Genomic DNA, 8,559 nt, shown 5'->3' on the forward strand with positions numbered 1-8,559 from the left:
TCATCGCCAAGCCGGAGGTCATCACCTCCATCGGAACCCGCCAATGGGCGCAGGTCAGTATTTAGGACGCCCGGTATAACGACCCTCTGCTACGACCATTGTCTCGACCTGGAGGTAAATCGCGCTTGAGTCCGACGCGTCTAAGCGACGATCGATTTCTAGACGGCGCGCGACGGCGCTGAATGGCGACCGTCACTAGTTCGCCGCGGGCGATGAGCGCGCGGAGGCGCTCGGCGTCGGCAGGCGAAGCGGGGTTGTAGACGATCATGCCGAGCTCGGGCCGTCCTTCCACCGCGAAGGAGGAGAACTCCAGCGCCAGCAATCCCGCCTCGGGGTGGTGGATACGCTTCACTCCCTCTCCATGGGCGACCACGTCATTGTCCTGCCACAGCGCTTCGAACTCGGGGCCGATGCGGCAGAGTTCGGTGACCAGCTTCTTGACCTCGGCGCTGGTGGTCGCGCCCGCGCGCGCCACGTCCGCCCGGAACGCGCCGACAACGAAGCGAGCGACACTGTTCCAGTCCGCGTTCCGGGCGCGAACGTGATCGCTGCCGAACATCAGGCGCAGGATGTTGCGCCCCTCGCGAGGCAGCTTTGAGTAGTCGGTCAGCAGCGCCGTCGCCGCCCGGTTCCAGCCTACAACTTCCCATGTAGCGGTCTTGATGATTGCGGGGCTGAGCGGCATCCCGTCGAGCACGCGCTGCAGCCGCGGGGTGATACCGTCGACCGGCTGGTAGCGCGCCTCTGGAGGGCGGCCGAGGCCGAGCATGTAGAGGTGCTCGCGCTCGGGTTCGGTCAGCATCAGCCCCTTGGCGATGCGATCGAGCACGTCGGCCGACGGCGCCCCGCCGCGGCCCTGCTCCAGCCAAGTGTACCAGGTTGGGCTGATGTTGGCGCGGCTCGCCACCTCCTCACGCCGCAGCCCCGGTGTGCGGCGACGCCCGCCGGCGAAGCCGAACGCCGCCGGATCGAGCCGGGTGCGACGATCCCGAAGATACGTGCCGAGCGCGTTGGGAGCCTCTGTCGCCATGACCGATCCTGTTGCTCACTATACCTTGATACAGTCCCCACTTTTACAGGCTTGCTCAGCTTGCGATACGGGCGTCTCGACTGACAGGAGTAGTCCCATGCGTGTTTTCCTGACCGGCGCGACCGGCTTCATCGGCTCGCACGTCATTCCCGAGCTACTCGATCGCGGTCATCAGGTGCTCGGCCTGACGCGCTCCGACGCCGGCGCCAAGCAGCTCGAGGCGGCCGGTGTCGAAGTTCACCGCGGAGACTTGGAACAGCCTGAGACGCTCGCCAGCGGCGCGGCCTTGGCCGACGCGGTGATCCACTGTGCGTTCGACCACAACTTCGTGACCTTCTTCGAGAACACTAAGAAGGACGAGCGCAACATTGCCGCGATGGGCGAGGCGCTGGAAGGGACTCAGAAGCCGATCCTAATCACCTCGGGCGTCGGTATCGGCACGCCGCTGAACGGTGGTCCGGCGACCGAGGATGTACTCAATCCGCGCCACGCCAATCCGCGTATCGCAACCGAACTCGCCGGCGCGGCGCTGATCGCGCGACGCATCGACGTGCGCACCATTCGACTGCCCCAAGTGCACGACACCACCAAGGCCGGGTTGATCACGCCCCTGATCGCCGAGGCGCGCCGTGCCGGGGCAATCGCATATCTCGGCAACGGGCAGACACGCTGGTCCGCGGCACACGTGATTGACGTGGCGAAGCTCTACGTTCTGGCCTTGGAGAGGGGCGAGCCGGGCGCGCGATATAACGCGTCAGTCGAGGAGGGCGTCACCGCTCGCACCATCGCTGAGGCGATTGGCGCAGGGACAGGACTGCCGGTCCGCTCGGTCGCGGCGGACGAGGTCGAGCGTTATTTCGGCTGGATGGCGCCCTTCGCAGGCCTTGATATGACCGCGTCGAACGCCTGGACACGCGAACGGCTAGGGTGGGAGCCAAAGGGTCCCGATTTGCTCGCCGATCTAGCTGCAATGACTCACGCGACGCCAGCTGACATCTAACTGACCAGCTCTGACGGAGTGTGCCGGATGGTGCTACGCGCCCAAAGCGGCCGAGAGCTTTTCGACAGAAACGCGACGCTCAGAAGGCCCCCCGGAGCCTGCCGGGCTAGTTCTAAATGTCCGAAGTTGAAGGTAGATCGTGCATTGCGGCTAAGCGCTGAAGCGGACATAGCCGGACGGAGAGTTTCTGGAGCAAGGTGATCGGCAGTGGTCGACCCATGTCGGACATTGGCGTAGGCTCAGTTGGAGGCCCCGGCTGGCGTTGCCACCAGCTTGCGCACCGTCTCGTCTTCTCCGATCAGGATGCGTCCCGTGACTTCGGTCAGCATCTTCGCGGGCGGCACGCTCGGATTACCTCGGTAGGTGTGGCCATCGAAGGCAAGAGCGGCCTCATAGCTCGGCCCGATGCCGCCGCCCGCAACGGTCACGCCAAGATCACGCCAGCCATGGTGACTCGTTTGGAGCACCCGGATCGGTAACTGGGTGATCGTGATCTTGGAGATGACCCGGTAACTGCGACCTTCTCGGCTAAGCACCAGGGAGGTGCAGCCGCCCGATCCGCACCAAACATTGCCGGAAAGCCGGACGAGCGCCTCAGATGTTCCATCGCCATTCAGGTCAATGAAGGCCGCCGTATATCCGAGACCGTCTCGCGACAACTTAGGCACATTGGTATATTCGCGCAAGAATGCCTCAAGCTGGTTATAGTCGGCTGCATGCCGTATGGTCGACAGCGCGGCTCCAGCATTGCTCATTAATGCCGAATTACCGCAGTGATCGATCATGAGATCGCCTGCGCGCCGATCCTCATCAGCTACGGACTGGCGCTCCAGAAACACGAGGTATCGAGAACCGATCTTGAGTGGGGTTCGCGCTTCAGTGTTTTCGCTGAAGATAACCAGAGGCTTAGAGGGGTCGCCCTTAAACGTATGCACTGGCACGACGTTGTAATCAGCGCCACTGTAAGGATCGAAACCACCGGGGGGTCGCGCCGAGCATCAAATTGCCCGTGAGCCTCGTCGGCCGCCTCTGTTCGTCTAACCACGTGACACCTACAACCCGAACGACGCCCACGTAATCCGCCCGCTTAAACTCGCCGCGCACGGAGTAATCAACCGCGGGAGGGCAGTAGGCGTTCGCCCGCGCTACGAAGGCTGAGAGCATCATCGCGCTCAGAAGAAGCCAGAGGAGTCGCGCCATGGTTTCATCGTAGCTTCCGGCCCTCGAAACGCCAGAGCCTTGGTCCGCTCCCCACCCAAAGCACGGGTTCGTGTCGTCCGCTTGTTGGAAGAAGGCCCGCGACCGTGCAGGCCGCGGGCGGTAGCGTCAGAGATCGACCTGCTCGGACATGGCGAGGGCGTCGTCAACCTCGACACCGAGGTAGCGCACAGTACTTTCCAGTTTGCGATGGCCGAGCAGCAGCTGGCAGGCGCGCAGGTTGCCCGTCTTCTTGTACAGCATGGCGACCTTCGTCCGACGCAGACTGTGGGTGCCGTACGCCTTCGGTTCGAGATCGATAAGGACGACCCACTCCTGGACGAGCCGGGCGTAGTGGCGGGTGCTCATGTGCTCGCCGGCTCGGGTGCGGCTCGGAAAAAGCCAGTCGTCCTGCCGCGGCCCGCGTAGCTTCAGCCAGGCCGAGAGGGCGTCGCGCGTGGTGTCGGTGATCTCGAACGGCACAGGCCGGCCGGTCTTCTGCTGGATCACCGTCGCTCTTGCTCGCAAAGAGCCACCTGGCGCCACGTCGCTGACCCGGAACTTGACGAGGTCGCAGCCCCGCAGCTTGGCGTCGATGCCGCAGTCGAAGAGCGCGAGATCGCGGATGCGCCCGGCCACCTTCAGCTGCTGGCGGATAGCCCAGACATGCTTTGCCTTGAACGGCGGTTTGGGCCCGATGATGCGCCCGCAGTTCCAGGGCCGCGGGGTCGAACGGAACAGATCGCGCTGTGTCATAGCTTGCTCCTCGGAGGACTTCTTCCTCCAAGGCCAGCGTCTCACGGCTGCCTCGACCAGGCACCTGACCTGAGCTTCGCGCCCTGAACAGACTCCGACCTTCTGCCCGACACACGACATTCCAGAGCCCTCAGGGACGCTCCGACATGCTCGCGACATCGCCGATTGAAGGTGGAGCGGACATCCCGGGTAAGCCAACAGCGGACCACCCCGGACGGCTAATTTCAGGACGAAGGCCAATGCGGACCGACGACCCGAAACTCCCGCCAGGCTAGCGCTAACAACCGGATGCTCGACAGGATTGCACTTTTGCGCGCTAGCAAGAAATCGGTTGCGAAGGATTGCTATGAAAGAGGAGCGTGGCGGTGAAGACACCGAGCTGCCGTCGCGCGATACAGCTATCCGCATCGCTAGCTGCAGTTCTGTTTGTCTTAGATGTGAGCTGGAGTTTCGCAGGCGTCTTGCCGGAGCCCCCTGCGGCCAAAGGCCAGCCCTGCGATACCTGCATCAGGATTCGGGTTGGGCTGCCCCGCGTCGTTCGCGGTCCGGCCGCGGACATAGCCGACAATCGCTTCACCGAAATCCAGCTTCCCGGCGGCGGCTTCCGCGGCTTTGAGGCCCACAATGATACGCGGGCCATTGGCGGTCGATCTCCGGTGGGACATGGGCGGTGCAGAGCGGACCGTGCTCCGCGCAGGTCAGCCCGGAACCTACGACTCCTGCGGCCAGTGCCTGAATCACGCTGAGCTTGACGGCGCCAAGGTCATCGGGTTCGTGCACGATGAAACGGCCTGCAAATATCAGGTTGGCCAGACCCATAAATCCATATCGATCGCCACCTCGGATGACTACGGCCTGACCTGGAGCAGTCTCGGCCAGATTATCACCGGCTCAGACGCGCCGGCCGCCAGCAAGAATACGGGCGAAGGCGATTGCACCGTGATCAAAGGACAGGATCAGTACTTCTACGCCTATTGCTTTCGTCCAAGAGACGGCGCCTTGATCGTCGCCCGCGCGCCTGCGTCCGACCCTGGTCCTAGACGCTGGCGGAAGTTCTTCCAAGGCCAGTGGGATCAGCCCGGACTAGGCGGGCAGGCGACACGCCTGATGGGTGGCTCAGGCGTGAGTGCGGCCGGCTGGACCATCACAGGTCAGGAAGTGCTGACGGGCTGGGTGCGCGGCGGACTGGGGCTGTTCCTGAGCCGCGACCACACGACGCTGACGCCCTTGGCCGAGCCTATCCTCGCCGTTGATCCGGGAGACTGGAAGCGACCGGCCCCATCGGAGCTGATCTTCTATCCGGTCATCCTGGACGCCAAGACCGGCGCCAATCAGCTCTCGAACAGCTGGATGTTGGTCTATGCTTATTTGCAGCCCAACCAGGGGGGTGATGAGAAATATCTCATATTCCGCGACGTCACGGTGTCGATGTCCAATGCCCCCGTGTCTCCGCAGGTGGGCGTGCTGCTCGCTCGCTGGTATGACGTGGCCCTGCACGACCATTGTCAACGACGGCCGCCGTTCCAGGCAACGGGGGCGCTTACAAGCTTGAAGCCCAGTCCGGATACCTTATGACGGCTGCGCCGACCGGCCAAGCGTCTTCGGAACTGGAGGATTGCGTCAGCGCCCGTCCGGGACATCCTGATCACCTTATCGCAAAGAAGGGGTTCTGCGAGGTGCACGCCTACCAGCGTCTGCGCACGGCGGGCTGGGTCTATAGCGGCCAGGAATTCAATACTCAGCCGCTTTACCAGTGCTACGCAGAGGCCGAACATTCAGATTTTGCAGCCAATCGTCCGGACTGCGATGGCGAAGGCCGCATGGAAGCGTTGCTCGGCTACGATCTCGTTCAGTGACGGCTCAGCGCGACAAGGACGACCGCTAGCCACTCACCTCGACGGTTGGCCTCGTCCGCTATGAGATTGGGAAAGGGCCCGCAGCCTGCACCGTCGCGGGCTGTCTATGGAAGCCGCATCATAGAGGCTGGGCGTGCGGACTGGCTCCATCATAACTCGCGTTCGGGCGCGCAGCTATAGAGACCTCGATGGCACACTCCTTTGATATCGGCCGGCGCGCCTTCGTCGGCGCCACGGCGGCCGCGCTCGCACCCTCGGCGGTGATGGCGGACGATGTTTTCACCACCCCGCTTCCGCAGGGACTTCGCCCGGCGCCGCCGAACGCGCGCCGCGTCGCCGTCCCGTACGAGCTCTGGCACTATGACGCCGACTGGGCCGGCAAGCCTGAGCCGCAACGCCCCTGGGGCCATCCCTCGCTGGGCTACTACGCCTCCGACAATCAGGAGATCGTGCGCAAGCACGCGCAGATGCTCGTCGGAGCGGGCGTCGACTACATCTTTCTGGACTGGTCCAACAACATCCACACCGACAACCGCACCGGACAGGGCGACCACACCACGCTGTCCATCGAGCGCGCCGCCTTGGCCCTGGCGGAAACCTACGCGACGCTGCCGACGCGGCCCAACATCAGCATCTTCATCGGCTTTCCGCAGGACCATGCGGCGGTGACGAACGGAGCCCTGCAGGACAAGGCCGACCAGGTGCACGCGCAGTTCGTCGCCAACCCACGCTCCGCCCCGCTGATGGAGCATCTCGACGGCAAGCCGCTGCTGCTGGTCTACGCCGACACGCCGTCCGCCTACCCGCACGGGCTGCCGCCATGGCGCGATCCCCGCTTCACCGTCCGCTACATGACCGGGTTCCTGACCCAACAACCGTCCCTGCTCGGGCCGAGGCTGCTCAGCCGCTACGGCTATTGGAGCTGGGAGGACCGGGGCGCCCAGACTTTGGCGGGCGTGGACGGGGTGGCGGATTGCATGACGGTGGTCGCGGCCTGGAGAGGGTCCGGTTCGCCTGGTCGCGCCGGCGGTGCCACCTTTCGCGAGGAGTGGAGGCGGGCGCGCAGGGCGGGGCCGCGGACAGTATTCCTCAACGGCTTCAACGAATGGAAGCGCCATGAGCAGCCCTCGCCCGATATCAGCAAGGACATCGAGCCCTCCACCGAGTTCGGGTCGCTCTACCTGGACATCACTCGCGAGCAGATCGCCGCCTTCAAGGCGGGCCGATAGCGAGCGACGGCCTGTCGGCAGGAGGGGCCTGCCCGTGGCGGCGCTCGCCCCCTTCGCGGCCTGCGCCGCGCTTAAGCGCATGGGCGATCCCACGAGACAGGCGATGTCATCTTCCGGCTTGGCGCCGATAAGGCTCGCTTGATCACGGGCGGAACCTCCTCTTCGATGGACGTTTCACCATCGCAGGCGTCCGCTGAAGCGGCGTCAAGCCGCCTGTTCTGGCCTCCCTTCGCCGAAACAGAGCGCCCGAGTGCTAAACCGCTCGCGCGGTAGGAGTATTCGGCCAGTGTAGATGGGGAGCGGGAGCCTCCTGTCTAAAGAGGAACGTGGATGGGCCACGTCCTCTCCAAGACAGGAGACGAGTGATGACGGAAGAGGTCATGCACCCGCTACGCCGCAGAATGCTTGAAGATATGACCGTGCGCAACCTCAGTGAGGGGACGCAGCAGGTCTACATCCGATCGGTTCGCGCCTGCTGCCGGTACTGCAACAAGAAGCCCTCGAAGCTGACGTTCGAGGATGTGCGGACGTTCCGCCTGCACCTGGTGGAGAGCGGTCTGGCGCCGGGCAGCGTCAACGGCGCCATGGTGGGGCTTCGGTTCTTCTTCCGCGTGACGCTGGGTCGGCCAGAGGCGCTGGACTACATCCTCATGGCGCGCGAGCCGCAGCGGCTGCCTACCGTGCTGAGCGCCCAGGAGGTGGCGCGCCTGCTGGAAGCGGCGCCGGGGCTGAAGTGGCGCACCGCGCTCAGCGTCGCCTTTGGGGCAGGGCTGCGGGCGTCGGAGGTGGTGGCGCTGAAGCTTTGCGACATCCACAGCGAGCGCATGCGGATCCGGGTTGAGCAGGGCAAGGGGCGGCGTGATCGGGACGCGCTGCTCTCACCCCAGCTGCTGGCGATGCTGCGGGACTGGTGGAAGACGGCCCGGCCTGCGGTGTGGCTGTTCCCCAACCGGCTGAGCGAGTTCGAGCATGTGACGCCCCGCTCGCTCAACTGCGCTTTTCACGTGGCCGCCAGACGCGCCGGGATCGCCAAGCCGGTTTGCCTGCATACGCTGCGGCACTGCTTCGCCACCCACCTGCTGGAGCAGCGGATGGACATACGCGCCATCCAGGTCCTGCTCGGCCAAAAGAAGCTGGAGAAAACGGCGGTCTACACCCACGTGGCGGCGAAGACCTTGGACGGCATCGCCAGCCCTCTAGATCTGCTGGGGTTGAGACCGACGCCGGCATGACGGTGGGCCGGGCCGTTGCGCCCGGTTCTGGAGGTCGCCGACGTCTTCCGCGCCCATGGGCCAGCCTGGCGACGAGACCATGCCGGCCATATCAGCCTGGACCAGCTGAAGGCCATGTGGCTTCGCCGTACTTCGTTTCGGCGATCGAGGCCTGCCGCACGGCGGAGCTCGGCGGGCACGTCGAGCGCTGCGAGGACTGCGCTCACGTCCAGATCGCCTACAACTCCTGCCGTAACCGACATTGTCCGAAATGCCAGGG

General features: G+C 64.6%; 8 protein-coding genes and 1 pseudogene. 6 read left to right on the forward strand and 3 right to left on the reverse strand.

Translation table 11 applies throughout. The features are described 5' to 3' along the window. Nucleotides 1-61: 61 nt before the first annotated feature. A complete protein-coding gene (locus HUV06_RS12630) occupies nucleotides 62-1,030 on the reverse strand; it encodes a helix-turn-helix transcriptional regulator (RefSeq protein ID WP_174301617.1) in 969 nt (322 codons plus the stop codon). 97 nt (nucleotides 1,031-1,127) lie between these two features. Between HUV06_RS12630 and HUV06_RS12635 the strand changes: the two genes are divergently transcribed. Beyond that, on the forward strand, nucleotides 1,128-2,030 hold the full coding sequence (locus tag HUV06_RS12635) for an SDR family oxidoreductase (protein ID WP_174301618.1): 903 nt from the start codon (nucleotides 1,128-1,130) through the stop codon (nucleotides 2,028-2,030). A gap of 239 nt (nucleotides 2,031-2,269) precedes the next feature. On the opposite strand, the gene HUV06_RS12640 is transcribed toward HUV06_RS12635, so the two are convergent. After that, complete coding sequence (locus tag HUV06_RS12640) at nucleotides 2,270-2,965, reverse strand: hypothetical protein (protein ID WP_174301619.1); 696 nt, start codon at nucleotides 2,963-2,965, stop codon at nucleotides 2,270-2,272. 391 nt (nucleotides 2,966-3,356) lie between these two features. Further along, nucleotides 3,357-3,983: a tyrosine-type recombinase/integrase gene (locus tag HUV06_RS12645; protein WP_174301620.1), complete on the reverse strand. Its 627-nt coding sequence runs from the start codon at nucleotides 3,981-3,983 to the stop codon at nucleotides 3,357-3,359. A gap of 639 nt (nucleotides 3,984-4,622) precedes the next feature. On the opposite strand from HUV06_RS12645, the gene HUV06_RS12650 reads away from it, so the two are divergent. The 5 genes and pseudogenes from HUV06_RS12650 to HUV06_RS12670 form a co-directional block, all read left to right on the forward strand. Then, complete coding sequence (locus tag HUV06_RS12650) at nucleotides 4,623-5,558, forward strand: hypothetical protein (RefSeq protein ID WP_174301621.1); 936 nt, start codon at nucleotides 4,623-4,625, stop codon at nucleotides 5,556-5,558. Continuing rightward, nucleotides 5,555-5,839 carry a hypothetical protein gene (locus HUV06_RS12655; protein ID WP_174301622.1) on the forward strand — a complete coding sequence of 95 codons (285 nt, stop codon included), beginning with the start codon at nucleotides 5,555-5,557 and terminating at the stop codon, nucleotides 5,837-5,839. Before HUV06_RS12650 ends, HUV06_RS12655 begins: the two co-directional genes overlap by 4 nt. Nucleotides 5,840-6,027: 188 nt before the next feature. Then, complete coding sequence (locus HUV06_RS12660) at nucleotides 6,028-7,068, forward strand: hypothetical protein (RefSeq protein ID WP_174301623.1); 1,041 nt, start codon at nucleotides 6,028-6,030, stop codon at nucleotides 7,066-7,068. A gap of 365 nt (nucleotides 7,069-7,433) precedes the next feature. Further along, a complete protein-coding gene (locus HUV06_RS12665; RefSeq protein WP_174301624.1) occupies nucleotides 7,434-8,300 on the forward strand; it encodes a site-specific integrase in 867 nt (288 codons plus the stop codon). A 15-nt stretch (nucleotides 8,301-8,315) separates the two neighbouring features. After that, nucleotides 8,316-8,559 (forward strand): annotated as a pseudogene (locus tag HUV06_RS12670) (transposase zinc-binding domain-containing protein); the annotation flags it as partial.

The sequence above is a fragment of the Caulobacter sp. S45 genome, assembly GCF_903642205.1.
Lineage (GTDB): Bacteria > Pseudomonadota > Alphaproteobacteria > Caulobacterales > Caulobacteraceae > CAHJWH01.